The organism is Wolbachia endosymbiont (group B) of Protocalliphora azurea (assembly GCF_947251865.1).
Lineage (GTDB): Bacteria > Pseudomonadota > Alphaproteobacteria > Rickettsiales > Anaplasmataceae > Wolbachia.
Genome location: NZ_OX366394.1, coordinates 146,211 through 170,349, shown reverse-complemented (window position 1 = coordinate 170,349; position 24,139 = coordinate 146,211). Strand labels below are relative to the sequence as shown.

The following is a 24,139-nucleotide window of genomic DNA, read 5'->3' as shown; positions in this document are numbered from 1 at the left end:
GTGTTTAATTGATATTAAAGGAAGATATAGTGAATCTCTATGAATTTACTTTTATAGCACAACCGAACTTATTGCAGCAAGAAGTAGAAGAAATGGTCCAAGAATTGGCTATTTTGTTGAAAAATATTAAAGCAGATGTTATTTCTCAGGAGGTTAAAGGTCTCATAGAAAGAGAACATAGCACAGTTATAAAACAAGAGCTAGAGGCAAGTACCGAAAGCATTAAAAAAAGTCTGATTGTTTACTCTGATTTTTTGGAAACTCTGACAAAAATTTTGTGGGTTGAATTGGAAGAAGATTTTTCAAATTTAAAAGAAATAAAGTCAAGAATCGATAAAGAATTGAAAAATGAACTAAGTGATACGGGAATAAAACAAAATTTTATGGACCTTCCAGGAGCTAACACTAAAAGTGCATTTATCTATAATGTAGTAAATGCTTTTAAGGAAAATATTTCACAACATCTAATAAAGCCCCTTCAAGAGGTTTTAAAAAGTTTTAAAATAGTAGACTCAAATCAATTGAATAAAACGCTGGAAGTGCTTTTGAAAAATATTGAAGCTTCAGGATTGATAAAATATGAATATTGGGGTCTATTGGATTTTGCATACCCAATAAATAAGATGAAAAGTGGTCATTACTGTATGATGTGTATAAGTTTTACTTCAAGCATTATGGATGAATTTGAGCGTAGAGTAAAACTGAATGAGAATATTATTCGCCACTTGTCTGTACGGGTTAATGAGTTTTTTAAAGGTAAATCTTACATGATGGATAAACAAATTGAGGAGAAAAGTGCATAATGATGAAAAGACGAAATAGTTTTAATAATTCTTACGTGTCTGTAAATAACAGAACTGGCTTTAGGCGTCCTAAGGTCTGTCCTCTTGCTGCATCTAAAGATGAGGACATAGACTATAAGAATATAGATTTATTGTCCAAATTCACCTCTGACTATGGTAGAATATTACCTAGAAGGTTAACAGGTGTGTGCGCAAGAAAACAAAGAAAGTTGCGCTTAGCAATTATAAGAGCACGCTTTTTAGCTCTTGCTCCTTACTGTACTAAAAAAGTTAGGTAATTTATGTTAATAATTTTAAAGGAAAATATAACAACTTTAGGTAAGCTTGGTGAAGTTGTCAAAGTTAAGCCAGGTTATGCACGTAATTTTCTTTTTCCACAAAAAAAGGCGATGAAAGCCACTAAGGAAAATTTAATAAAGTTAGAGGAACAGCGTTTATTATTGGAAGAAGAAAATACCAAAAAATTAAATGCAGCAAAAGTGCTTGCATCATCACTGCATGATAAATTTATTATATTAATAAAGCAAGCTTCAGAGGATGGAAAGATTTTTGGCTCTGTAACCACACGTGAAATTGCAAAAACTTTATTACAAGAAGGATATGATATAAGTCATCATAGTTTATCTTTGGGTGGAATAAGCATCAAAAATTTGGGCGAGTATCAAGTGAATATAGAATTACATAGTAAAGTGATAGTGCCAATTACTATATACGTTGTCAGATCTGAGAAAGATGCACATGAATTAAGGCAAGCAAAGTTGCAAAATCAGAAATCTGAGCAACAAGAGGCAGAGCAAGATGCGAGTAAAGAAGCTGCTGATGCTGATGATAGCTGATCAAAGATGATCCCTTGTTATAGTCGTAAAGAAATGTCTTCCATTGCTAGGCTGGTATCATCCCAGTGCTCCCCTCATGTCATTCCAGTGCATGACACTGGAATGACACCATTATTGGAATAAATCAAAAATGATTCCACGCTATAGCCGCAAAGAAATCTCTTCTATTTGGGAAGAAAAAAATAAGTTCAACATATGGCTCAAAATAGAAAAATTAGCATGTGAAGCTCAAGCAAAATTAAAAGTTATTCCAAATGATGTTGCTGAAAAGCTCTCTGGTGCTATTGAATTTGATATTGAGCGTATTAACGAAATTGAATCCATTGTAAAACATGATGTTATAGCCTTTTTGACATATATTGCTGAAAAAGCGGGAGTTGATGTTCGTTATCTCCATTACGGAATGACAAGTTCTGATGTTTTAGATACATGCTTTGCAGTGCAGTTGAAAGAGTCATGTGATATTTTACTCAAGAATCTAAAAAATTTACTTATAGTATTGAAAAAAAAAGCTGAGGACTATAAAGATATTGTTTGTGTTGGGCGCAGTCATGGAATGCATGCAGAACCAATAACTCTTGGATTAAAATTTGCTAGATTTTATGCTGAATTTAAACGCAATTATCAGAGATTAATTAGCGCGCAAAAAGAGATCTCAATTTGTAAAATATCAGGTGCAGTAGGTAATTTTACAAATATTAATCCATTTGTTGAAGAGTATGTAGCGAAAGAAATGGGACTCATACCTGAAACCATATCGTCTCAAGTCATCCCTCGTGATAGACATGCCATGTTCTTTTCAATTTTGGGAGTAATTGCAAGCTCAATAGAAAATATTGCAATTGAGATTCGTCATTTGCAAAGAACTGAAGTCGGCGAAATCTCTGAATATTTTTCCACTGGACAGAAGGGAAGTTCTGCTATGCCGCATAAGTGTAATCCTATTTTAAGTGAGAATTTGACTGGGCTCTCACGCTTAGTACGCAGCTACGTTTTTCCTGCATTAGAAAATGTTGCATTATGGCACGAACGAGATATATCGCACTCGTCTGTGGAAAGGTGCATTGCTCCTGATGCTTGTATAGCAATGGATTTTGCTTTAGTACGATTAACAGATTTGATAGATAAATTGGTGATCAATAAGGAAAATATTGAAAAGAACTTAAATTCTTCAAAAGGCTTGGTTTTTTCACAACGAGTATTACTCGAGTTGGTAAATAGTGGTTTGGCGAGGGAAGAGGCGTATAAAATTGTTCAGAGCAATGCAATGAAAGTGAAACAAAACAATAGTGATTTTCTGGCCGAACTGAAACAAGATAAATCCTTACTTGAAGTTATTAACTCTAAAAAACTTGAATCTTTGTTTGATTTGAAGTATTATACGAAGCATGTAGATCATATATATAGCAAGGTTTTTAATGAGGCTGAGTAGCTCAGTGGTAGAGCAGGAGGATCATAATCTCTTGGTCGGGGGTTCAAATCCCTCCTCAGCCACTCAAGCTAAGCTATGGTTTGGCGATAGCAGCGCATTTGACAAAATAACGTGATTCATTGTCAATTAACTGAAGTCTTTTTTCAGTTGTTCATATAGTATATGGAATAATGTATGTGAAGTGATAAAGATACAACATTTGTTGTATCTATTCAGGGGAATGGCTAATGGTATCCGTTCAAGAAAGTGGTAAGGTAGATGAGAAAAGACAACTAAATGAATTTCATCCGAGTAGCTGACACTGACATCTATATAAAGACAATCTAATGCACTCATTTAAAGTGAAGTTTTCTGGATCCCAGTGTCTAGGCACTGGGATGACAAGAAAAGAGTTGACTTGAATGACACCGAATAGGCACTGGGACAGAGGCTACTTGAATAATATTTCACCATGTCATTCCAGCACTTGATGCTGGAATCCAGAAGTTTTTTGAGCACAAAAGTCATGCTAAGTTTTTGTTGTTAAGAAAGGCTGGATAGCTACTTGCATGACAAGAGGAGAACTACTGGGATGACAAGGGGAGAGCTACTAAATGACATCTTCAATTTCTATGTGTCAAGCACTGAAGAGGTCTCTCCTATTTTCTCTTGATGAATAAATCTAAGTAGAGTATAGTAAAAATGCATTTATGTAGCGATTAATGAGCAACTTAGTTTTAGTCTATATAACTTTTTCAAACCTGAAAGAGGCTAAGACTATTTCTGAAGAATTGTTAAACGAGAAGTTAATTGCATGTGTAAATATATTTCCCGAAGTAAATTCTCTGTATTTATGGGAAGGTAAAATTAATAGTAATTGTGAAATAGTGGCAATTATGAAGAGCAGGAATGATCAGACTGATAAGATTGTAGAAAAAATCGAGGCAATGCATTCTTATGATCAACCAGCCGTTGTGATAATACCCATAGGAAAAGCGAATAAATCTTTTACTAATTGGGTTAATAATGTTATTGATATAAACAATATTGGGGTGTAGCCAAGTGGTAAGGCAGCGGTTTTTGATACCGCCACGCGAAGGTTCGAATCCTTCCACCCCAGCTTTATTAAAGTGTGCGTGAAATGATATCACTTTTTTATAAATTAAGGTTATTTAATTATATACTGGGCAGCTTGAAAGATATAGTTGTCAAGCTATTTCTTTTCACTCTGTATCTTTATACATCGAGCATTATGCTCATGTTTCTCACCAGTGGCTTTTGGTATGCTGTAGAGTTTAGCTCTTTCAAAAATGCATTTTACCATTTGTATCAATATTTAAAATGGTATTATGAAAATAGAGATGATTTGGGTTATGGAGTTTCTATTAGAATATTAGTAGCGTTTCTTACTCCGCATTTTCTCTACAAATTATTTTCTGGCACAGGCTGGAAGTCTTTTTTCAAGGAGAAGATAGTTCAGATACTCAGCACAAGAAGAAAAATGAGTAATAAACCAAATGGCAGTAGTTATGGTTATAGTAATAAGAACAGTTACGGTAACAATAATCTTCAAGAGGCAGAACGGAAAGTGAATATGATAAAGCAGCTATTAATCCAAGATATAGATGAAGCTATAGAAAAAAGATTAAATGATATTTTTCTTGGTGAGAGGGGTAAACCTCATTAAAAGGGCTTTATCTTTTTTAGAATTGGCTGTATTTTGTTTTTTACGTATAATGGATCGCAATCAGCCAGTATACATGTTTCAACAAAATCTTGACTGAAGTCTGATAGCCAGGAAATTGCTTTACGTTTCTCTAACAAGCTTTCTGTTTTTTTACAGTTACTTGCTGCATCAATCATTGCCTGTGATATCACTGATTGCCACAGTATGCAGTACCTTTGTATATCATCTAAAGTGCTATTTGCTTCGTGATGGTGAAAAAATTCTTTGAAATTGAAGTTATTTGACATTACGTACCTCTTTAAGTTGAAAATTAGAATTTGAAGTAGTGCGAAAGTTGTCTGCTGCAATGAGTAGCCTTTATGACAGTCAGACCGGGTTTTATGTGAGCTATAAATGTTTAAGAAATTATATCTGTTCAGATCTATGTGAAACCAGTGCTTCTTTTCTTGTTATCCGAGCTGGGATCCAGGTTGACAAAAGCGCTTTACAACGTTTTGTGTACAAAAGCCAGTGTTGCATGACACTATTTGTTCTTACACCCTTTTTGTCTATCTTATTTTGTCACTCTGCTGAACAGATAATTTTCGCCAATAAGCTTTCTACTGAATTTTTGTTATTAAGCTCGCACAGATCAAAGACAAGTTTTGAGTCAAAAATACCCTTAATATTATAATAAGGGGTTGGTAAAATGTGTCTAGTAAGTTTCTTCTCTATGCAACTGCACCTCAAGCTAATAATGGACCATCAGGCGTATTACCAATTACATTGATTTGGTTTAATATTTTATTAGTGGGGTAAAAATAATTTTTTATAAACTCCTTATATATAGCTGTTAATTTATGTATATCGTCTATTGATACGCATTCATTTACCTGATGTGCGGTTTTGTTGATCATACCAAATTCAATTACTGGACAAATATCTTTAATAAACGCAGCATCAGATGTGCCACCATTTGTACTCAGCACAGCATCAATACCGGTAATTTTATTTATCGCATCAAGCATAATATCAGTATTTCTATCAGGAGTAGAGAGAAAAACGTCCCTGCTGCTCTGCATAGACAGTTTATAATCGTTAGTCACATTGGTGCATATTGCATCAATCATCTTATATAAAACGTCCGGTGTTTGTGTATTGTTATATCGAACATTAAAACCTGCTGCTATTGAACTAGGTATTAGATTATTAGTATTATTTCCAACGTCGATAGTAGTAATTTCGCAATGTGAAGGCTGAAAGTATTTATTACCAGTATCAAAAGTGGTATCTTTTATCTTACTTAGTATCGATACCATTTTATATATTGGATTATCTGCTAGATCTGGGTAGGCAACGTGCCCTTGTTTACCATGGCAAATCAATTTAAATGTTGCAGAACCTCTTCTACCTATTTTTATGGTATCACCTAATTTCTCACTACTCGTTGGTTCTCCAACTATACAAAAATCTATCTTTTTTTGCTTACTTTTCATCCATTCCAAAACGGCCTTTGTTCCATGTTCTTCCGTGCTTTCTTCAGCACCGGTAATCAATGCACTGATTGAACCACTGAATCGAAACTTACCTGCAACTGAATCTACGATAGCAGCAATAAATGCAGCTACTCCGCCTTTCATATCAGCTGCTCCTCTTCCGTATAGCATTCCATTTCTAACTTCTGGCTTAAATGGATCAGATATCCAATCTTTTAACTCACCTGGTGGTACAACATCAACATGTCCAGCAAAACACAAGTTTGGTACTCCATTTATATATTTCGCATAAAGATTTTTAACTTTATCACCAAACTCTAAAATCTCACATTCAAAACCACTTTTCTTGAGAATGGCTGCTATATGCTCTATTGCCCCATCGTCTTTTGGTGTTATACTTTTAAAAGAAATTAATTTCTTAGTTAGTTCTACAGGGTCAATCTTCATATCAATCTTGAAATACTAACATTACCGTATTGTAAACATTCTATGCGATATTTAAAACAAATATTACAGCACACAGAACAAGTTCTTATTAGGGAAGTTGCTGATAATATCTATGAAATATGTAGACAATATGGAAATGACATTTTTCTGATTGCAGATGAAAATACAGCAAAACTTTTAAACAAAAACATACTTAATAAAGTTTCTCATTTAATTATTCCAGCCACAACTGTCATTCCAGCGCGTGACTATGATGGATCGCAGTGTCACGCTACTTGGATGACACCAAATAGACTGAACAGCGCTGCTTCCCTCCAAACTGTAAACCTAGTTAGAAATAAAGCAAAAGATAGTGACTTAATGGTTGCATTTGGTAGTGGCACTGTTAATGATATCTGCAAATATGCAAGCTACCTCGAGAAAAAAGATTATATATCGTTCCCAACAGCCGCTTCCATGAATGGGTATAGCTCTGCAAACGCTTCAATATTAGTTGATGGATATAAAAAATCGTTCGGAGCACATCTTCCAAAGGCAATATACATTGATAACGATATAATTGCCAACGCACCACCACGCCTCACATTAAGTGGATTTGCAGATTTCATCTGCCGTTCAACAGTACAAGCCGATTGGCTATTATCTCATCTATTACTTGGCACAGAATATAATGAACTCCCCTTTAAACTTGTTCGCAATCTGGAGGAAATTTTGCTCAGAGAACACTTGGCACTTGCTAAAAAAGATAAAAGAGTAGTTTTATTACTTATGGAAGCCTTATTGATTTCAGGACTTGGAATGGTGATGTCAAAAGGCAGCTACTCTGCAAGCCAAGGAGAACATATGATAGCTCATGCAATGGAGACGGTAACAAAAGATTATTCCTCCTCGTTACATGGCGAAAAAATTGCTGTTACGACGATTACTATGGCTAACTTGCAAGAGGAGATATTGTCAATACAAAACCCGATTACCAAACCGATCACTTTAGATGTAAAACATATAACTCAGTGCTTTGGTAATACCGAATTTATAAAAATTCTAAAGCAGAAGCAAATTATGCAGCAAAAAATTCAAGAGATTATTTACAAAGAATGGAGTAATATTTCTAGTTTAATTAAGCAAAATTTACTATCTGCAAAACACCTGCAGAAAGTATTTGAAGATCTATCAATTCCGTACTTACCGGAGCATCTTAATTGGAACAAAGAGCAATATTGCAAGGTAGTCAATCTTACATTTGCAACAAGAGATAGATTCACCTTTCTTGACCTAGCTGGTTGTATAGAAAAAAGTTAGATTTTGTGTATTCGTTCAGTAGGGTAGCAAAATAAGATAGACAAAAACACAGTAACAAATGGTGTCATTCAAGTAGCTATCCAGCCTTTCTTAACAACAAAAACTTAGCATGACTTTTGTGCTCAAAAAACTTCTGGATTCCAGCATCAAGTGCTGGAATGACATGGTGAAATATTATTCAAGTAGCCTCTGTCCCAGTACCTATTCGGTGTCATTCAAGTCAACTCTTTTCTTGTCATCCCAGTGCCTAGACACTGGGATCCAGAAAACTTCACTTTAAATGAGTGCATTAGATTGTCTTTATATAGATGTCAGTGTCAGCTACTCGGATGAAATTCATTTAGTTGTCTTTTCTCTTTTTCTTATTTTACTACTCTGATGAACGGATACAAAAAAAACTCATGCACCTTGATGTAAGTAGATCTTGCAAGCATTTTAAGATTGCCGGTTCACTAGTTAACATAGAAAAAGCTCAACAAAATTATAAGAATAGTATATAATTGAAAATATTTAATAGTGAAAATAATGCCTAACACTAAAGAAAAAGAAATACATCTTATATTCTTTCATGGGTTAGGGGATAATTATAAAAATGCAACTACATTCTGTAAAGATATGCAATCTGAGCTCATGCACCACCATGATATACCTAATTTTCACACTCATGCACACAAATACCCGGCTGCATTTCAAAATTATAGTAACTTATGCCTTAACCAGCTTCGTATGCTTACTAGCATCAATATTGCCACCTACTGTCATACTGCTCACTAATCCAATAACAGCTAGAACAGCTGGATTGGCAGTCTTATCAGCTTCAGCTTGTGTTTTTTTATCTATATTCCTACTCATGATTCCGTTTCTAAATAAGGATCAAAAGTTATTCAAGTCTTCAATAGAGCAAATTGATCAACTAATATATCAAGGTGTAAAACCCGAAAATATTATACTTTTCGGTCATTCTTTTGGAGGAGCAGTTGCATCGGAAGTATCAAGGCATTTTGCGAATAGAGATGTTAAACTTGGAGGAATCGTCTTCACTAGCACTTTTAGTTCTTTTCATACAGCAATAGAGCATTTTCCAATGCCTCAAACGAAAATTTTGAGTATACTGCCTTTATTCCTACTAAAAAGAATACTAAAAGCCTTCGCTTTAGACTTTGATATAGCAGATAATTTGCAAAAGTCACAAAATGAAAAAACGCCAATAGTAATTATTAATCACGCAAGAGACACATTAATACCACTGCCTGCACAATTGGTAAATGCGATAAGAGGTGATCAATTATTAAATGGTAATCCGATTAAGATTCGTGATGATCTGTTTATATATGGAGATGATCCTCATAACAGTGTTTTGGATAGTGGCACACTGACTGAAGAATTAAGAGAAATGGTACTTAGTAAAGTTACGTCTAGAACGCGTTAACTTTTTTGCTGCTTTTTTTTTGGCTAAGGTCACACTTCATTATGCATTAAATTGTATTCATCTATTCAGGGAATTTGCTAATGTGAAAGCCAGTGCTTCCTTTCTTGCGATGTAGCTGTACAGAAATTGAAGATGTCATTTAGTAGCTCTCCCCTGTTATTTAAGTAGCTAACACTGAGATCCATAAATTTAACTGGATGCCAGTTTCTGGGCACTGACCATCATAAAGGAGCCAGTGTCATGCACTGATAGTTGTCTTTTCTCGCCTACCTTATTTTACTACTCTGCTGAACGGACACAATTGCATATAGTATAGTCTTTAGTTTTAGTGAGAATAGTTTTATTCCACTGATCAAGGAGTGCTAAATTGAAATACGTATCACCTTTATAAGTTTTATGCATTTCAGTCATAATAAATTCTGAGATTAGGTTATGCTCTAAAAAAAGGTGTGCTATTTGTGCCCCACCAATCACAAAGACTTGAGAACTACTTTGAATTGACAGAAATTCTTTCATGGAAGAGACAACAGTACATTTTGGGCCTCTATTAAAACACTTGTTACGGGAGAAAACAATAGGTGTACGATTCTTTAGTATACTCTGAGGCACGGTTTCAAATGTCTTTCTTCCCATCACAATAACTTGCTTGTCGGTTACTTGACAAAAATGTTTAAACTCACTTGGATAACGCCAGGGCAAATCATTATTTATTCCAATTACCCCATTAGGGTCAACAGCCATAATTCCAATAATCTTCATCCCTTTAAGACAGCTTGGGCTACAAAAAATCTCATGTGGTCGCGTACATTATGCACTCTAAGGAAATCAACCTTATTTTGCAGTATAGCAGATATAGCAATTGTTTCTAAATCTCTATTAGAGGGAGATTCTATGGAAAAAGAGGAAATAAATGACTTTCTGGAATGGCCAACTAAAACCTTGCAGCCAAAATTTTGTAAAGTTTCTATACTGCGTAAAATCTGAATATTCTGATACATAGATTTGCCAAAACCAATACCAGGATCAATAATTATTGAACTTTCATCAAAACCAAGGGCAAGTAACCTATTAATGCTCTCCTCTGCCCAATTATTTATGATATCAATTGGGTCAATATCATGTGGAATAATATTGTCCTTATGTGGTGGTATCGAAAGTGAATGCATAATAACGACACTACACCCACTGCTAGCAACTTCTTTTAAGGTATTACTACTCAGATCTCCCTTCTGATCATTTACCCAGGCAATATTGTAGTGCTTCAAAACGTTTAAAATAACGTCTGGCCAAAAACTATCAATGCTGACTTCAATATCACCATTTTTCATATAGTCGCTAAGATTATCAAGTACTGGTTTTAGACGTTCATACTCTTCCTCTGGCGTCTTTATTGAAGCTCCAGGCCTTGTTGATTGAGCTCCAAGATCAACTATGCTTGCACCATCTGATACCAGCTGCAATGCCTGCTTGGTTGCTCGATTCGCATCATAATAAAGACCACCATCTGAAAATGAATCAGGGGTAATGTTGACAATACCCATAAGCTTTGGTGAAATCGTAAAACTCTTTGAAAAACAGTCTTGAACATTGAAAGCAAATGTTTTGTTAACCATTGCCATCAAGTGGATCAAAAATGGCCTGTTTACCAATTCTGGGTGAGGAATTTTAAGATCAGGTGTATCAAGCGTTAGATCATCCCATAACAAAATATCTAAATCAATAACACGAGGTGCCCATTTTTCGTAGACTTGTGGACGACCAATATCACATTCGATTTGTTTTAAGCCTTTTAGTAGCTCCTCAGGAGAAGAAGAACAACTTCCATAGACAATCATATTGAGAAATGGCTTGTTCCAATCAGGTGGAGCACCATTTGGTAAAATAGCCTTAGTTTCTAGAATGATCGAAGACTTTAAGTCTTTTAAATAGCGCTTCTTTAGTAACTCAGTAGCTCTTTGTAAATGGGAAAGGCGATTCCCTATATTTGATCCAATAGAAATATAGATCATTCTTGCAATTCATTACAGTAAGTAAAAAAAACGCCCCCATGCACACCAGGAACTGGTGGTGCGATTTTGTGAGTAGTCACCCTGACAGAATGCTCTTTTTGCATAAAAAGGTCGTTAATCATCCTGTATATATCATGAGTTAAATGCTCGATTAAATTAAATTGCTTGCCCTGAACAAGAGATTGAATATTTTGCACTACTTCCAAATAGCAGATAGTATCTTTAAGTTGATCAGTTGTAAGCCCTGAAGGAGGAGATTTAAAAGTGAAATCAACGTCAATACTCACCAATTGGGGAGAAAACTTCTCTTCTGCACTACATCCCAAATGAACCCAAAGCCGTAAATCAGATATAAGAAGATTACATGCTACCACTGAATTTAGTATCTACTTATAATTAATGACAAACATCAACATTCATCATGCCATCAAGAAAACCCCATAAGAGTTTTGCTCCTTTTTCAGCGCCTTGCATAACTTTCTCTTGTTCTTCTTCGTTTAAATCTGCAATAAGGTTTGCACATTCTTCAGAATGCCACTCATCAGCTTCCATATGAACAGTAAAAAATTTGAGAGGACGCTCATCATTTATTGAATAGTGTTTTTTTAGACCTTCAATTTTAGATTTAGAAACCTCTGGAGTTTGACGTTCATAAGCGTACAGAGCTCCAAGACCTGCTGCAAAATCTGATTTTACAATGTCAAAGTAACCGTCAACTAATTCTTGCGTCTCCTTAACCTGTGCATCTTCAAGAAGATCAACCCTTGCTACTCCGAGCCCTTCAGCAAAACGCTGCCATAATTCTGGGTGATTCTCATCGCCTTGTTCTTCCTCTATTAAATTACCAAGTAAAACTTGCCGCATCTTTAGATTGGGGCATAAAGAATGTATACCGCTGATATAACGAGGGAAAGCAGCAACATGGTGATAATATTCCTTAGCATAGGTTTGAAGAGCCTGCAGGCTTAAGCTACCTTCATTCCATGACTCGTAAAATGGGTGTTTTAATAAGTGTAAACTATCTAATTGATTATTAAGTGATTGAACAAATGTCATAAATAAACACTAAATTGTTTTAGGCTACGTTTAGGTTTATCAAATGTCAAGAGACATTTCCCATTACTACCTTAATTCCAATAAATATAAAGATAGATACGCTATAAGTTAATTTTTTAGTAAAAATTGATTTTTTCTAAAATTTCATGTATTATTAAATCAATATAGTGAAAAACGCAAAATGAAAGTAACAGAAGAAAATACAATAAAAATTAGGGAAGAGTTCGTAGAAGTTCAAAATGGAATGCGAATTCAAAAGATAGTGATGTCAAACTCGAAGAGCAGTGCAGATAGCAGAAAGAAAAAGCATATAGTTTACTTTCCAGGGCTTACATATACTTTTGAAAAAGAGCCAGATGAAGACAAAAGTGAATGGAATTGGGCAGCTGAAGCAGGTATGGATGTTCACCTTATTAATTTTCCTGGTTCTGGAAAAAGCAAAGGTCATTCTTTAAACGGTCAAAATCGAGTAAATGCAGGAATTGCAGTCATTTCAGATCTTCTAAAGCAAGGCATTCACCCAGACAATATAGTACTGTATGGAAGCTGTGCTGGAGGACCAATAGCTGCAGAGGTTTATAAAAAGTTTAAAAAAGATGACAATGTTCATTTAAGATGCGTTATCAATAAATCCTTTAGCTCATTCAAAAAACTTGTAGTGAAATTACTACACATATCAAAACCTAAATGGCTATTTCCTCCTATAATAAAATTCATACTCAAATGCTTTGGTTGGCACTTTAAGCCACATACAATAGTAAACGATATTACTCCATACACAATTTGTTTTAATCTAGAGAACGATGGCTTTATTAGTAAGCAGGCAAATATAGGTACTAAAATTTCTGACATAGAAAAAAGTCATAGGAAAAAAAACTACCAAAAAAAAGAAACTTTTGAAGGTTTTGAGCAATACAAAGAGTTTTTCATGGAGAATACTAATTTAGCTAAAATAAAAAATCTTGAACCTGAAGTTGGAGTAATGAGAAAATGCTGGAATAAGTTTCTATCGTTACTACCTATTAAGGCAGATGATATTCACTTTTCTCCGATTACAGAATTGTGCTCATCAAGTGAACATAAATACACTCTTCCTGAGTTAATTTCACTCTTTTTAGAATTCACAGATAATTATTTTGAAAAGAAGGGCTCTCTCAATCAAGAGAAACAACCAGAGATAAAAACAGAAGCGATATGTGGAAAGAATAGTGAAAAAGAAATAGAGGAAAAGAAACAGTATTTTACCAATTTAAAGAATTATTCAATAAGTCAGAATATATCTAAAAAGCTAACATCTCTTCAAATATTGAAATAAGTGTTTCTTTTGTGATTAAAAAAACATTGCATCTTGATTGTGTATTTCATTTGCTATAAGCAATAATTTTTCGCTTTCATCATAGAGATTGTTTTCACTAGCTAATAATTTCTCACTAATTTGTGGATAAAGTTTAGAAACGTACTTCTCATAGCATTTATCTAGGCATTCTTGGTCTGTCCGTTTTGTTTTGTAGGAATGGCATTTCTGATTACATTGATTATATCTAAATTCAATCCCTTTCTCTTTGTTTGATGCTTGTTGTTCCATAATATTCTTCAATTTTAATAATATTAATATTAGCATATAAGTATGAACATTATGCTAATATAATTACTTTTTAGGTATACATGGCAAATTTATGCCTGGAAAAAGTTTTTGGTTATTTCCTACACTTTCTTTATAAAAACCACAGGCGCCTGTTATTAGCTAAGGTAAAGGTCAAATATCTGGAATTCTGGACATAAAATCCTCCTGTATAAAAAGATTAGAAAAAAATGCAGCGCACACACGACAGATATAAGCTGAAGAGCACGCTTTTTATTGAAAGATTAATTGAAAGTCTGCAGACAAATTTGAGCTCTTAAAATATCTCTAATTGTCATTATAATCAGATTCAAAATACGCGGAAGTAATTTTTTTTGACAATAGATTTCTTTCATAACCAGGCGTCATCCCAGCTGAGATCCAATAAGAAAACCGCGCTGGAACTTTTGAATTCCAGTTATGCAAGAAATCTAATATCATGGAGTTTTCAAACACTAACAACCAAGTACTTTAATAAGGCAAAAAGCTTATCTAAGAGAGTAGGCCTTGCAATTGTATCAATAGTGGTGGGATTGGTAGGACTCGAACCTACGACCAATTCGTTATGAGCGAACTGCTCTAACCGACTGAGCTACAATCCCTTTTATCAACACCTATAATACACGCAAAAGGAAATTTGTCTACTCGCTTATTTCACTATCAACCCAACTGTGTAAATCATTTATTGCGCCAATTTTGCGTGCAATTTCCTTACCATCTTGAAATATGATTAAAGTAGGTATAGATTGAACTCCATACTTACTTGGCACCTCAGTTTCTCCATCTATGTCGAACTTGCAGATCTTGATCTTGCCTTTTCTATCCTCAGCCAATTGCTCGATACGTGGCATCAGACTTTTGCATGGTCCACACCATTCTGCCCAAAAATCTACCAGCACAAATCCTTTGTGGTTAGCAACTTCAGATTCGAAATTTTGATCATTTACCGCTTTAATATCATCACTCATAAAATACCTAAATTTTTATAAATATAGCGTATCAATTAACAGCTGATCAACTAAATTTTTCTGGATTCAAGTGAAGTGATTACATATGATGATTAAAGATATCTACACTCCCCCAACCCATTGAATCTAGCTCAATACGAGTAGGAAGAAATTCAAAGCACTTTTCGGCTAATTCTTTTCTATTTTCACGTTCTAGCATTAAATCTAGCTTTTCCTTTATTTTATGGAGATATAAAACATCAGATGCAGCATAACTTTTTTGCTTGTCTGTTAAATTTTCATTTCCCCAATCAGAAGATTGTTGTTGCTTATTTAATTTTATATCAAGTAGTTCTAAGCACAACTCTTTTAAGCTATGATTATCTGTGTAGGTGCGAACTAAACGTGAGGCTATTTTCGTGCAATAGCAAGGCAGTGACCAAGTTTGAAGGTAGTAATGTATTATACTCACATCAAATCGCGCAAAGTGAAATATTTTGGTTATATTTTTATCCTCTAATATTTTTCTCAAATTTGGAGCTGTATAATCGTTTTTGAATTGAACTAAGTGAGCGTTGCCATCATTGAAAGAGAGCTGAACAAGGCATAATCTATCTCTGCTATGCAGTAGCCCCATTGCCTCTGTATCAACAGCTATAGATTTTATATCATTCGGTATTGCACTGGCTGGCAGGTCGTCTTTATATACAAATATTCTCATAAATTTAATATGTTTTATGACACATACAATAATCAAAAATGAGTTTTAAGTATACGAAAAGATCATAGAAGATTGGCTCCCATATTTTTCATATGCATGGGTTTACAAATTATGATATGCACCTATAATAAGAATAAGTAAATTTTCATTGCGGGAGTGGCTCAGTTGGTAGAGCGCAACCTTGCCAAGGTTGAGGTCGAGGGTTCGAACCCCTTCTCCCGCTCTTTGAGTTTTAATCACATTTAATCATAAAAAAATTAATTGATCTATCTAAGAAATTTAGCTATACTAGAAAAGTTTTTTAGAAAATTAATTAAGGAGGTTATATGGACAACGATACTAAAGAAATGTTATTTCGCTTAGGTATAGCTACATCAATAGGAGCACTTACAGGCTTAGCGCTCAGTTTTACAACTCTATCACCATTGGTAATGGGTGGGATTGTTGCTGCGGTTCCTGCACTCTTACACTTTGCCCTTTGTACAGGTGAGAGACTCTCACAATCCCAATTCTCTTATGCTCATGCTTGCACTCATGCTCGTTTCTTTGTTGCAAGTGCTGCAATTGGAGTTGGTCTTGCTGCAGCTGCAACTGCTATTTCTCCAAGTATAATGCTTGGAATGGGATCGGCAGCTTTAGCAGGTGCAATAATAGCACCCATAGCAGTAATTGCAGGGTTCCTTGTAGCATTTGGTATTATTGAACCAATAGCTAAAAAAGTGAATGAGTATATTATATCACCTATAGTTGAGCGTTTTTCTTCAAAAGAACAGGGAGTTTAAGTGAATTAAGCGAGGTTTTTGCTTTTTATTTTGCCTATAAGTGGCTTGTGGAAGTTCGTAAGGTGCAACCTTGCCAAGGTTGAGGTCGAGGCCCTTCTCCCGCTCTTTAATTTTAACATAAAAAATTTCCTTCCCCTATTCAACTAGTTCAGCTATACTCAAAGTAGCTAAAAGTTTTTTAGAAATTTATTATTTAGGGGGGGTATATGAAAAAAGATGATGTTATAGTCTGTTTAATAGTTTTAGGCATAGGAGCAACAATAGGAGCACTTACAGGCTTAGCGCTCAGTTTTACAACTCTATCACCTTTGGTGATGGGTGGAATTGTTGCTGCGGTTCCTGCACTCTTACACTTTGCCATTTGTACAGGTGAGAGACTCTCACAATCCCAATTCTCTTATGCTCATGCTTGCACTCATGCTCGTTTCTTTGTTGCAAGTGCTGCAATTGGAGTTGGTCTTGCTGCAGCTGCAACTGCTATTTCTCCAAGTATAATGCTTGGAATGGGATCGGCAGCTTTAGCAGGTGCAATAATAGCACCCATAGCAGTAATTGCAGGGTTCCTTGTAGCATTTGGTATTATTGAACCAATAGCTAAAAAAGTGAATGAGTATATTATATCACCTATAGTTGAGCGTTTTTCTTCAAAAGGGGAAGAGAAAGCTATATAATAATCAATTGACGTTAGCATTTAGTTTTCTTTATAATTTCCTTTGTGAAAGAACAAAAATGCTTATTTGTAACGATAGCTGGTTTGCCAAATGCTGGAAAGTCAACGCTAATTAACAGCATCGTAGGCAAGAAAATTGCAATTGTCACCCCTAAAGTGCAGACAACAAGGACGCAGGTAAGGGGTGTTGCTATATGCAACAATGCGCAAATTGTTTTTACTGACTCTCCAGGAGTGTTTTCAGCAGAAACAAATCTTGAAAAAGCTTTAGTCAAATCTGCATGGGGAGCAGTTAAGGATAGTGACATTACTTTGTTGCTTGTTGATGTAAACAATTACCTAAAAAATATAGAAAGAATAAAAACGATATTTGCACGACTGGAGCGCACAAAAGGCAGATGCATTTTGGTTATCAATAAAACTGATTTAGTAAAGAAATCAGAGCTCAAGATGGCACATGAGCACCTAAATTTGCTTTATAAGTTTGAAAAAATTTTTACGATCTCGGCACTGAAGAATGATGGACTTTCTGATCTGACTAGTTACTTGTCTGAAATTGCACCGATAGGCCCTTGGTTTTATGAAAAAGATCAAATAACTGATTCCTCAGCTGATTTTTTATCAGCGGAAATTACGAGAGAAAAGTTATTCTTGAACCTACGTGAAGAATTGCCATACTCTACAGCTGTTATAACTGAACAATTTGAGGAAAAAAAAGATAAGAGTTTAGTCATAAAACAGATCATATTTGTATTGAAAGATAATCATAAGAAAATAGTGCTAGGAAAAGACGGCAGTAGCATAAAAAAAATTAATATCGAGGCACGTACAGAATTGGAAAAGTTATTTGAGTGTAAAGTTCATCTCTTTTTGTTCGTAAAAGTGCGACCTTGGACTGATCGCCCTGAGGAATATATAAGTAATGCTTAATTCTTTGTTGGTATTTGATATTGAAACTATACCAGATGTAAATTCCTGCAAGAATTTACTAAATATTAGTGATGATAGCAGTGTAGAAGAAAAGAGGAACGCATTAACAAAATATCATCTTGAAATAACAAACGGGCAAAACTCTTTTCTGCGTCAGCCCTTCCACCTTGTTGTAGTCATTAGTTTTTTACTTTGTAATATAACACGCCAGAGCGGTTATGAAATGTTCACACTACAAGAAATAAGATCTGGAGGCACAGTAAACTCCAATGAAAAAGAGCTAGTAAAGGGATTTTTTAACTACATATCAGAGAAAAAGCCAAGACTAGTTTCGTTCAATGGACGCACTTTTGATATACCGGTACTGAAGTACCGTGCTATGGTTCATGGCATTCAAGCAGAATATTTTCACAAAGCTGGCGATAAGTGGAATAGTTACAATCAGAGGTACAGTAGTGATTGGCATTGTGATTTGCTTGAATCTCTCTCTGATTTTGGAGCTTCTGCAAGAATGAAGATGAACGAAGTTTGCGCAGCATTTAATCTTCCCGGTAAGATTGGAGTTGATGGTTCACAAGTTATGGACTTATATGATAGTGGCAAAATACAAGAGATTCGCGATTATTGTGAAACAGATGTGATTAACACTTATTTGATTTATTTGAGGTTTATGCATCATCAAGGAAGAATTACTACAGAAAGCTATAATAAGAGCATAGAAGAACTGCTTTTAGAATGCGAAAAAAAAGAACACCTAAAGAAATTTAAAGAAGAATGGAAAATAACTTCTGGTGAAAATTTTTATATTGAATTTAAATGAATAGATGCTACAGAGCAATCTAATGATTGCTCTGTATAGTAGTTATAAACTCCTTGTAGTAGAAAAGACATTTTGATGTGCCCTTTGCTTAACTTCTGCTTGTTCAAGCTTAGAAAAATTTTCTAAGTTTTTATCTTGGTATTCCTTTTTTACTTTCTCGAAAAAATTTTGTCCACCAAGAATATAATTACCTAAATTAGCAGCATAATATTGAGCATTACCTAAAACTGCACAGTTAATTCGACTTAATATTCTCGAAGGGTAATAAAAGAGAGAAACGTTATTGTTCGATCGGAAATCTTTTTCATCCATTATTTTAATGGCTTCATGATAACCATCCATTTGATGAACAAAATATCCTTCAGGTACTGATATTCTCAATTGTGCACCTACATGAGCATAACCACAAATACCAGGTGATACCGCTGGTACTGGGTCTTGTCTATGTTGAGTTACTCTAATGGTTTTTTCTTGAAGAACATCATTATAAAATTCACTAGCAGTAAGATCAAAAACTCGTGGATCACCAAAAGTTGCAACATGAACATCTTCAGCTCCTTCTGTTTTATTGAGGCATAAAGCAGCTATCTTAGCAATAGCTCCTCCCATACTGTGACCTGTGAGATTAATTTTAAAATCCTTGATTTCTGATCCCTGTTTTTCAGCATGAGATTTCAAAATGCCATACAGATTAGGCCATGAATCCATAAATGAATTATAGAAACCACAATGAATTCTTCCACCTTCAGGTAAAAATTCCGAAGTAGCAAAAAGTACATTTATATCAGTAATTCCATCATTAAAACTCTGGCTCAGACGAGTACCATGGTAGGCTATTGTTATTTCTTTACCTTTTATAAAAACGTGACCAGCATCTTTTTCAAAGCTATTACCAAATGGAATAATTTCATAACCTTCGCTGATGAGTTCAGCTCTAGTTTTATACATTTTTTCAGTAGATGGAACAATTTCAAAATCTTCTACAATTTCAAATTCAGTTTTGTATACTCTTTGAGCTAGGTTGTTACATCTTTTTTTACTTAATTTACCATCATCATCGCCATAGCTTATCTTGCAGAAATTACCCATTTCTAATAATTTCTCTCTATCAAATCCTGCAATTTTTACAATACTTTCATCTATTTTATAGTCAGAAGGTAAAGAACATGGCTCATTTGGATCAGCACGATTTATAAATTCATAATCTTCAATGATCTCAAATTCATCGTCATATTCTTTCATCTCGTATTTGCCATCATCTACTGAAATAGAGTCTGGCTGTTCAGTATTACCTGGCTCTGAGCCTGTAGCAGCACCTGTAGTGCTAAACCAATTGCGTAAAAAACTAAAATCCATAAGTACCCCAATCTATCAAAAATAAAACAATAATCTACCAACTATAATACAAATTAATATTATTGTCAACAATTTATATTAATAATTTAATCTTTTTATGCTTTTACTTTGAGTAAATTTTACTTCCATAGAATAAGTATAGAGTTATAATACACTAACAAGCAAACCTCTGTACTAAATTTTGGTTAATATACACGTTGAGCGTATTAAGAAAGTTGCTTTTAAAGTATTGCATTTTACCTTTATTTTCGCTATAAGGTTGCTTTAAGTTGGATTTTCAACACCTTTATACTATTTATGTTATGATTTTAAAATTTTTTGGGGGCACTTCATGAAAAAATCTATTTATACTAGAACTGCTCTAGCTTCTCTATTGACTTTATGTTCTTTCAGTGGCTTTGCTGCTGACTTTTCTGACGAGAGTATGAAGGAAGTAAAAAAGCAAGAGAGTAACGAGTCAATCAAAACTTCTGGAAAGATGGAAGTGATGAAGACGTCAAATAAGAAACTAAAAGAAAAAATGGACAGGATATGTAATGCTGATCCAAGAAAAAAAGCCGAGGAGCTTAAGAAAAAAGAAGAACTAAGATTAGCAGCTGAGCAGAAGAAAAAAGAGGAGTTAAAATTAGCAGCTGAACAAAAGAAGAAAAAAGAAGAGTTAAAATTAGTAGCAAAACAAAAGAAAAAAGATGAAATTAGGCTAGCAAAAGAGAAAAAAGCAAAGCTTATAGAGGATTCAAAGGCGAAAGCTCTAAGCACTAAAAATTCTAATGTAGAAAAGTCAAAAATTAAGGGTTCTAAAACTAAGAATGCTAAAATTGAAGCTAAAGATATAAAAAAGGATGTAAAAGTTGTTAACAGCAATACAGAGGAAAAAGGTAAGGCAAGTCCTGTTGTTTCAGTTGGTGGGGTTGATATTATCAATACCAATCAAGGGGATGGTTTAAGAATAACTTTCGGTGGCGTTGTTGATTCTCAAGGTTATGGTAACCATGGGCTAAGTGGCTATAACCATTATAATGTTATGCCAGGTAAATCTACAGATTATTTTAACAATACTCCAGATAGTATAAAAGGAGCAAATCCAATATTTCCTAAAGGGATAGGGAATATTGGTGATTACAGTGAAAACATGGGCATGATTTCAGATGCAATATTGCACTTAAGAGCTGAAAATAAAAATGAGGATATTGGTCTTCGTTATGGTGCCGATGTACAATTCCATGTTCCAGTTACTGAAGGTAAAGGAGCTTCACAAGGCGTGAATGCTGCAAGAGGTAGAAGTGCACATGTGTTTTTGAATTCAAAATATGGTGATCTGAAACTTGGTTATCAGTTTGGTCCTGAGTCTCTGATGAGACTTGATGCAACAAGAATTGCAACTGTTGATGGAGCTGCAGATAGTGACTGGTTCAGAAAAGTAAACTTAGAAGGAAGTGCTGCAAACTTCCCATTTTACGTAACACCACGTCTTTACACTGAAAGCTTCTCGAGCGAGAGCGAAAAACTCTCCTTCCGTATGGCAGGAAAATACAACAAAGAGGTTATGACCACATTGCCGTTTAGAGCTGCTTACTACTCACCAAATTATATGGGTGCAAGATTTGGTATTAGCTACTCACCTCGCTACGATAGTGGTTTATCCGTTGTAAAAGAAATAGCTCCAGATTTCCTCAAAGATTCAAGTAATAAGGTAACAGGGGTAAAGAATGAGGAAACGTTAAGACATGTTGGACCAGATTACCAGCATATAATAAGCGCTGGTGCATCATATGAATATGACTTTAGTAAACATAATGTAAAAGTTAAAACTTCCGTAGTTGGTGAATATGGGTTTTCAAAGCAACCGAGTAAAGATAAGCACCTTTATAACGAGTTCATAGAATACAATAATCTGGCAGGCATTAATTTGGGTGCAAGCGCTGATTATAAGATTGATGAAGATCAAAGTGTAAAATTCGCTGCTTCTTTTGCATATTTAGGCAAATCTGGTCAACCTAAGAGTATCAAGGAACTCGACCTTGCTTCAAAAGAATATAAAGAGACTACTGATATTGCTAGAAAAAATGGCTTAAAGCAATTTAATGATAACAATACCATGTATTGGACTGCAGGTGCTGGTTATCAATATGATAACATCTACACAAGCGTGACATACTTTGGTAGCAGAATGAGTGATAAAGATATGCTTCATGATGTTGCACTTGGTGTTCAGTATGATCTATCTTCTTGCAATAAAAGCAAATTTGTTCCTTATGCAGCTCTTCACTACTTTACAACTGATGAAAAAGGTGCACTGGAAGATAAAAATAAGGATAAGATACCTTCTAACAAAGGAGTTCTTCTCCTCACTGGTGTGAAGTTTTCTTTCTAGTTATTTAATAATACACACCACAGCTTGAATGTGGTGTGTGTTTTCACTATGCACTTTCAAAATGTTGAAAAAATTTCCAATATATGATATAATAGCTAAAACTAGGAAGTAATAATCTAATGAGTATAACAGTAAATCTTGATGGGGAGTTCGAGAAAATAGTGCAGTCTCATTCCATATTGCAAAATCGTTCTGTACCGCAACAAATCGAGCATTGGGCTAAGATTGGTCAGATTGTTGAAGATAACCCTGAGCTCAGCTATAACATCATCAAAGAAATCCTTTCAGGCATTGAGGATATCAAGTCAGGTAATGTTGAGGAGTATAAGTCCACAAAATTTTGAAGATTCTTCTCACCAACACTTTTAAGCGGTCAATGAAGAAGCTGCACAATAATCAACTACCCAAACTTGAAGAAGCCATCAAACAAATTCAAGGTAACCCATATATTGGAGAGCTAAAGTCAGGCGATCTTGCAGGTGTTCGCGTGTATAAATTCTCTATTTTTAATCAACTGACATTATTAGCCTATATTCACAACGAACAAAATAACATATTAACACTTCTTGCATTTGCTCCACACGAAAATTTTTATAGAGATTTGAAAAAACAAGTGTAGCTAAATGCAGGTATGCCATTATTTATAAGAGGCAACTATGCAAACCAAATTAAAAAACCATTTAGCTGGAGAATTACTTACCATCGCTACTTGCTGGAAATTAACACTTGTAAGTGGAGAAGTAATGGGATTTACTGACTATGATGAAGATTTAAATCTCAATAATGTATTCTATAAATCTTCAAGCGGTTTTATAGCCAGCAGTATAATATTAAATAGCGATTTGAGAACTGATAATTTAGAAATTGAAGGAGTATTAAATAGTGCTGATATTAAAGAAAAAGATGTTTTATCAGGAAGGTATGACTTTGCAAATATTGAAATATTTCTTGTGAATTATAAAGATTTGAGTCAGGGAATTATGAATTTGCATGCAGGAACTTTTGGTAAAGTAACATTAAATAGTGGGAGGTTTATCGCTGAAATTAGAGGTCTTGCGACAAAGCTTGAGAGAAGCATAACAGAGCTATATTCTCCTGTATGCAGGGCACAATTTTGCGATGATAGATGTAAAGCTGATGCTAAAAAGTTTAGTAGAATGAGCACAATTACTAAAGTGATAGATGAAAGAAGATTTGAAGACACTAATTTAATCGAAAGCGATGGATATTATAAGCACGGAGTGTTTAGTTCAGCAACATTTGAAGTTGTAGTTAAAGAATACAAAAATAAAGTAGTTACATTATTTGCTTCTCCTCCATATCAAATTTCTACCGGAGATAAATATTCGATACTTGCAGGTTGTGATAAAGCGTTTTTAACGTGCAAAAACAAGTTTAACAATACTGTGAATTTCCGTGGCGAACCATATATACCAGTTGTTTAGCAGCATAATTTTTAATATTAT

At 34.6% G+C, this 24,139-nt stretch carries 26 protein-coding genes, 4 tRNA genes and 1 pseudogene; 20 read left to right on the top strand and 11 right to left on the bottom strand.

All coding sequences use genetic code 11. From position 1 onward, the window contains the following. The first annotated feature begins 29 nt into the window (after positions 1-29). The 8 genes from rpsF to OPR35_RS00785 all read left to right on the top strand — a co-directional run bounded on the left by rpsF (position 30) and on the right by OPR35_RS00785 (position 4,737). Positions 30-803 carry a 30S ribosomal protein S6 gene (rpsF, locus tag OPR35_RS00820; protein WP_052264806.1) on the top strand — a complete coding sequence of 258 codons (774 nt, stop codon included), beginning with the start codon at positions 30-32 and terminating at the stop codon, positions 801-803. Further along, entirely contained in the window at positions 803-1,081 is a 279-nt protein-coding gene (rpsR, locus tag OPR35_RS00815) for a 30S ribosomal protein S18 (protein ID WP_015587948.1), read from the top strand. The genes rpsF and rpsR overlap by 1 nt, the downstream gene beginning before the upstream one ends. Positions 1,082-1,084: 3 nt before the next feature. Next, positions 1,085-1,639 carry a 50S ribosomal protein L9 gene (gene rplI / locus OPR35_RS00810; protein ID WP_007302077.1) on the top strand — a complete coding sequence of 185 codons (555 nt, stop codon included), beginning with the start codon at positions 1,085-1,087 and terminating at the stop codon, positions 1,637-1,639. A gap of 130 nt (positions 1,640-1,769) precedes the next feature. Further along, on the top strand, positions 1,770-3,071 hold the full coding sequence (gene purB / locus OPR35_RS00805) for an adenylosuccinate lyase (protein ID WP_007302075.1): 1,302 nt from the start codon (positions 1,770-1,772) through the stop codon (positions 3,069-3,071). Further along, positions 3,062-3,133, top strand: a tRNA-Met gene (locus tag OPR35_RS00800). The genes purB and OPR35_RS00800 overlap by 10 nt, the downstream gene beginning before the upstream one ends. A 639-nt stretch (positions 3,134-3,772) precedes the next feature. Then, the gene (gene cutA, locus OPR35_RS00795) at positions 3,773-4,108 is read left to right on the top strand and encodes a divalent-cation tolerance protein CutA (RefSeq protein WP_082241857.1); all 336 of its coding nucleotides are present in this window, start codon (positions 3,773-3,775) and stop codon (positions 4,106-4,108) included. Continuing rightward, positions 4,099-4,170 (top strand) — tRNA-Gln (locus tag OPR35_RS00790). Before cutA ends, OPR35_RS00790 begins: the two co-directional genes overlap by 10 nt. 204 nt (positions 4,171-4,374) lie before the next feature. Further along, complete coding sequence (locus tag OPR35_RS00785) at positions 4,375-4,737, top strand: hypothetical protein (protein WP_236681805.1); 363 nt, start codon at positions 4,375-4,377, stop codon at positions 4,735-4,737. Here OPR35_RS00785 and OPR35_RS00780 read toward each other — a convergent pair. Both OPR35_RS00780 and dapE read right to left on the bottom strand, forming a co-directional pair. Beyond that, a complete protein-coding gene (locus tag OPR35_RS00780) occupies positions 4,734-5,024 on the bottom strand; it encodes a hypothetical protein (RefSeq protein WP_264376622.1) in 291 nt (96 codons plus the stop codon). The genes OPR35_RS00785 and OPR35_RS00780 overlap by 4 nt on opposite strands. A gap of 438 nt (positions 5,025-5,462) precedes the next feature. Then, positions 5,463-6,659: a succinyl-diaminopimelate desuccinylase gene (gene dapE / locus OPR35_RS00775; protein ID WP_019236715.1), complete on the bottom strand. Its 1,197-nt coding sequence runs from the start codon at positions 6,657-6,659 to the stop codon at positions 5,463-5,465. A gap of 42 nt (positions 6,660-6,701) precedes the next feature. On the opposite strand from dapE, the gene OPR35_RS00770 reads away from it, so the two are divergent. Together OPR35_RS00770 and OPR35_RS07475 are read left to right on the top strand one after the other, a co-directional pair. Beyond that, complete coding sequence (locus OPR35_RS00770; protein WP_052264778.1) at positions 6,702-7,958, top strand: iron-containing alcohol dehydrogenase; 1,257 nt, start codon at positions 6,702-6,704, stop codon at positions 7,956-7,958. A gap of 525 nt (positions 7,959-8,483) precedes the next feature. Further along, positions 8,484-9,387 (top strand): annotated as a pseudogene (locus OPR35_RS07475) (alpha/beta hydrolase family protein). 279 nt (positions 9,388-9,666) lie between these two features. Here OPR35_RS07475 and OPR35_RS00755 read toward each other — a convergent pair. From OPR35_RS00755 to OPR35_RS00740, 4 genes are read right to left on the bottom strand one after another with little or no spacing between them, the layout of a single operon-like run. Further along, a complete protein-coding gene (locus OPR35_RS00755; protein ID WP_019236719.1) occupies positions 9,667-10,146 on the bottom strand; it encodes a dihydrofolate reductase in 480 nt (159 codons plus the stop codon). Further along, positions 10,143-11,396 carry a dihydropteroate synthase gene (gene folP, locus OPR35_RS00750; RefSeq protein ID WP_019236720.1) on the bottom strand — a complete coding sequence of 418 codons (1,254 nt, stop codon included), beginning with the start codon at positions 11,394-11,396 and terminating at the stop codon, positions 10,143-10,145. The genes OPR35_RS00755 and folP overlap by 4 nt, the downstream gene beginning before the upstream one ends. After that, positions 11,393-11,770, bottom strand: coding sequence for a dihydroneopterin aldolase (locus OPR35_RS00745; protein ID WP_007302114.1), 378 nt, complete (start codon positions 11,768-11,770; stop codon positions 11,393-11,395). Before OPR35_RS00745 ends, folP begins: the two co-directional genes overlap by 4 nt. Positions 11,771-11,792: 22 nt before the next feature. Next, complete coding sequence (locus tag OPR35_RS00740; RefSeq protein ID WP_149168679.1) at positions 11,793-12,452, bottom strand: CADD family putative folate metabolism protein; 660 nt, start codon at positions 12,450-12,452, stop codon at positions 11,793-11,795. Between the two features lie 181 nt (positions 12,453-12,633). Between OPR35_RS00740 and OPR35_RS00735 the strand changes: the two genes are divergently transcribed. Further along, positions 12,634-13,767: an alpha/beta hydrolase family protein gene (locus tag OPR35_RS00735; protein WP_264684928.1), complete on the top strand. Its 1,134-nt coding sequence runs from the start codon at positions 12,634-12,636 to the stop codon at positions 13,765-13,767. Between the two features lie 15 nt (positions 13,768-13,782). On the opposite strand, the gene OPR35_RS00730 is transcribed toward OPR35_RS00735, so the two are convergent. The 4 genes from OPR35_RS00730 to OPR35_RS00715 all read right to left on the bottom strand — a co-directional run bounded on the left by OPR35_RS00730 (position 13,783) and on the right by OPR35_RS00715 (position 15,741). Further along, the gene (locus OPR35_RS00730; RefSeq protein WP_007302118.1) at positions 13,783-14,037 is read right to left on the bottom strand and encodes a hypothetical protein; all 255 of its coding nucleotides are present in this window, start codon (positions 14,035-14,037) and stop codon (positions 13,783-13,785) included. A 561-nt stretch (positions 14,038-14,598) separates the two neighbouring features. Further along, positions 14,599-14,675 (bottom strand) — tRNA-Ile (locus OPR35_RS00725). 39 nt (positions 14,676-14,714) lie between these two features. Next, complete coding sequence (gene trxA / locus OPR35_RS00720) at positions 14,715-15,041, bottom strand: thioredoxin (RefSeq protein WP_007302120.1); 327 nt, start codon at positions 15,039-15,041, stop codon at positions 14,715-14,717. 79 nt (positions 15,042-15,120) lie between these two features. Beyond that, a complete protein-coding gene (locus OPR35_RS00715; protein ID WP_264684927.1) occupies positions 15,121-15,741 on the bottom strand; it encodes a ribonuclease D in 621 nt (206 codons plus the stop codon). 150 nt (positions 15,742-15,891) lie between these two features. Here OPR35_RS00715 and OPR35_RS00710 point away from each other — a divergent pair. From OPR35_RS00710 to OPR35_RS00690, 5 genes are all read left to right on the top strand, one after another. After that, a tRNA-Gly gene (locus OPR35_RS00710) sits at positions 15,892-15,964 on the top strand. A gap of 103 nt (positions 15,965-16,067) precedes the next feature. After that, positions 16,068-16,523, top strand: coding sequence for a hypothetical protein (locus OPR35_RS00705; protein WP_265024878.1), 456 nt, complete (start codon positions 16,068-16,070; stop codon positions 16,521-16,523). Positions 16,524-16,729: 206 nt separating this feature from the next. Continuing rightward, on the top strand, positions 16,730-17,194 hold the full coding sequence (locus tag OPR35_RS00700) for a hypothetical protein (RefSeq protein WP_265024877.1): 465 nt from the start codon (positions 16,730-16,732) through the stop codon (positions 17,192-17,194). A gap of 44 nt (positions 17,195-17,238) precedes the next feature. After that, entirely contained in the window at positions 17,239-18,123 is an 885-nt protein-coding gene (gene era / locus OPR35_RS00695) for a GTPase Era (protein WP_052264868.1), read from the top strand. Then, entirely contained in the window at positions 18,116-18,943 is an 828-nt protein-coding gene (locus OPR35_RS00690; RefSeq protein ID WP_019236725.1) for a 3'-5' exonuclease, read from the top strand. Before era ends, OPR35_RS00690 begins: the two co-directional genes overlap by 8 nt. 42 nt (positions 18,944-18,985) lie before the next feature. On the opposite strand, the gene OPR35_RS00685 is transcribed toward OPR35_RS00690, so the two are convergent. Next, complete coding sequence (locus tag OPR35_RS00685; RefSeq protein ID WP_265024876.1) at positions 18,986-20,299, bottom strand: lipase family protein; 1,314 nt, start codon at positions 20,297-20,299, stop codon at positions 18,986-18,988. Between the two features lie 331 nt (positions 20,300-20,630). On the opposite strand from OPR35_RS00685, the gene OPR35_RS00680 reads away from it, so the two are divergent. The 4 genes from OPR35_RS00680 to OPR35_RS00665 all read left to right on the top strand — a co-directional run bounded on the left by OPR35_RS00680 (position 20,631) and on the right by OPR35_RS00665 (position 24,118). Beyond that, the gene (locus tag OPR35_RS00680; RefSeq protein WP_265024875.1) at positions 20,631-22,673 is read left to right on the top strand and encodes a WD0745 family porin; all 2,043 of its coding nucleotides are present in this window, start codon (positions 20,631-20,633) and stop codon (positions 22,671-22,673) included. A gap of 119 nt (positions 22,674-22,792) precedes the next feature. Then, positions 22,793-23,017, top strand: a complete 225-nt coding sequence (locus OPR35_RS00675; protein WP_226079579.1) for a ParD-like family protein — start codon at positions 22,793-22,795, stop codon at positions 23,015-23,017. 32 nt (positions 23,018-23,049) lie between these two features. Further along, positions 23,050-23,292, top strand: coding sequence for a type II toxin-antitoxin system RelE/ParE family toxin (locus OPR35_RS00670; protein WP_230608979.1), 243 nt, complete (start codon positions 23,050-23,052; stop codon positions 23,290-23,292). A gap of 37 nt (positions 23,293-23,329) precedes the next feature. Further along, on the top strand, positions 23,330-24,118 hold the full coding sequence (locus tag OPR35_RS00665) for a DUF2163 domain-containing protein (protein WP_265024874.1): 789 nt from the start codon (positions 23,330-23,332) through the stop codon (positions 24,116-24,118). Positions 24,119-24,139 lie beyond the last annotated feature (21 nt).

Coding starts and splice junctions, on each gene's coding strand:
- rpsR (WP_015587948.1), top strand. CDS start 803: ATGATGAAAAGACGAAATAGTTTTAATAATTCTTACGTGTCTGTAAAT.
- rplI (WP_007302077.1), top strand. CDS start 1,085: ATGTTAATAATTTTAAAGGAAAATATAACAACTTTAGGTAAGCTTGGT.
- purB (WP_007302075.1), top strand. CDS start 1,770: ATGATTCCACGCTATAGCCGCAAAGAAATCTCTTCTATTTGGGAAGAA.
- cutA (WP_082241857.1), top strand. CDS start 3,773: ATGAGCAACTTAGTTTTAGTCTATATAACTTTTTCAAACCTGAAAGAG.
- OPR35_RS00780 (WP_264376622.1), bottom strand. CDS start 5,024: ATGTCAAATAACTTCAATTTCAAAGAATTTTTTCACCATCACGAAGCA.
- dapE (WP_019236715.1), bottom strand. CDS start 6,659: ATGAAGATTGACCCTGTAGAACTAACTAAGAAATTAATTTCTTTTAAA.
- OPR35_RS00770 (WP_052264778.1), top strand. CDS start 6,702: ATGCGATATTTAAAACAAATATTACAGCACACAGAACAAGTTCTTATT.
- OPR35_RS00755 (WP_019236719.1), bottom strand. CDS start 10,146: ATGAAGATTATTGGAATTATGGCTGTTGACCCTAATGGGGTAATTGGA.
- folP (WP_019236720.1), bottom strand. CDS start 11,396: ATGATCTATATTTCTATTGGATCAAATATAGGGAATCGCCTTTCCCAT.
- OPR35_RS00740 (WP_149168679.1), bottom strand. CDS start 12,452: ATGACATTTGTTCAATCACTTAATAATCAATTAGATAGTTTACACTTA.
- OPR35_RS00735 (WP_264684928.1), top strand. CDS start 12,634: ATGAAAGTAACAGAAGAAAATACAATAAAAATTAGGGAAGAGTTCGTA.
- OPR35_RS00730 (WP_007302118.1), bottom strand. CDS start 14,037: ATGGAACAACAAGCATCAAACAAAGAGAAAGGGATTGAATTTAGATAT.
- trxA (WP_007302120.1), bottom strand. CDS start 15,041: ATGAGTGATGATATTAAAGCGGTAAATGATCAAAATTTCGAATCTGAA.
- OPR35_RS00715 (WP_264684927.1), bottom strand. CDS start 15,741: ATGAGAATATTTGTATATAAAGACGACCTGCCAGCCAGTGCAATACCG.
- OPR35_RS00705 (WP_265024878.1), top strand. CDS start 16,068: ATGGACAACGATACTAAAGAAATGTTATTTCGCTTAGGTATAGCTACA.
- OPR35_RS00700 (WP_265024877.1), top strand. CDS start 16,730: ATGAAAAAAGATGATGTTATAGTCTGTTTAATAGTTTTAGGCATAGGA.
- OPR35_RS00690 (WP_019236725.1), top strand. CDS start 18,116: ATGCTTAATTCTTTGTTGGTATTTGATATTGAAACTATACCAGATGTA.
- OPR35_RS00685 (WP_265024876.1), bottom strand. CDS start 20,299: ATGGATTTTAGTTTTTTACGCAATTGGTTTAGCACTACAGGTGCTGCT.
- OPR35_RS00680 (WP_265024875.1), top strand. CDS start 20,631: ATGAAAAAATCTATTTATACTAGAACTGCTCTAGCTTCTCTATTGACT.
- OPR35_RS00675 (WP_226079579.1), top strand. CDS start 22,793: ATGAGTATAACAGTAAATCTTGATGGGGAGTTCGAGAAAATAGTGCAG.
- OPR35_RS00670 (WP_230608979.1), top strand. CDS start 23,050: ATGAAGAAGCTGCACAATAATCAACTACCCAAACTTGAAGAAGCCATC.
- OPR35_RS00665 (WP_265024874.1), top strand. CDS start 23,330: ATGCAAACCAAATTAAAAAACCATTTAGCTGGAGAATTACTTACCATC.